Below are 809 nucleotides of genomic sequence, written 5' to 3'. Positions count from 1 at the left end.
CGCCGTTATTAAAAGTAACTTTGAGAGAACTACTTGGTTTTCCGAGACGTCGGAAACCGCTATACCGGAAAATCAATTGGAGAAATCACCATGGCAGTGAATGTAAATACAAACGTTTCAGCGATGACAGCGCAACGTTACCTAAACAACGCAAACAGCGCACAACAAACATCAATGGAGCGTCTAGCTTCTGGCTCAAAAATCAACAGCGCAAAAGATGACGCTGCGGGCCTACAAATCTCGAACCGTTTGAACGTTCAGAGCCGTGGTCTTGATGTTGCTGTACGTAACGCGAACGACGGTATCTCTATTGCACAAACTGCTGAAGGTGCAATGAACGAGACAACGAACATCCTGCAACGTATGCGTGATTTGTCTCTACAGTCTTCAAACGGCTCAAACTCAAAATCTGAGCGTGTAGCGATTCAAGAAGAAGTAACTGCGCTTAACAATGAACTTAACCGTATCGCAGAAACCACATCTTTCGGTGGTAACAAACTCATTAATGGCACTTACGGAACTCAGTCATTCCAAATCGGTGCGGACAACGGTGAAGCGGTAATGCTTCAACTGAAAGACATGCGCTCTGATAACGCTCAGATGGGTGGTAAGAGCTACCAAACTGAGAACGCGAAAGATAAAGATTGGAACGTTCAATCAGGCTCTAACGACCTAAAAATGTCGTTCACTGATAACTTCGGTCAAGCACAAGAAATCGACATCAGCGCAAAAGCGGGTGACGACATTGAAGAGCTAGCAACGTACATCAACGGTCAACAAGATTCTGTTAAAGCATCTGTAACTGAAGA

Annotated in this window: 1 protein-coding gene; it reads left to right on the top strand. The window is 44.7% G+C overall.

The features are described from left to right. Nucleotides 1-90: 90 nt before the first annotated feature. Nucleotides 91-809 (top strand): flagellin (locus tag AB4161_RS00940; RefSeq protein ID WP_372082573.1); only part of this gene is annotated, 719 nt, incomplete at its 3' end.

The organism is Vibrio sp. 10N.286.51.E5, from assembly GCF_041469125.1.
Lineage (GTDB): Bacteria > Pseudomonadota > Gammaproteobacteria > Enterobacterales > Vibrionaceae > Vibrio > Vibrio crassostreae_C.
This window is presented reverse-complemented; position numbering and strand designations above follow the sequence as displayed.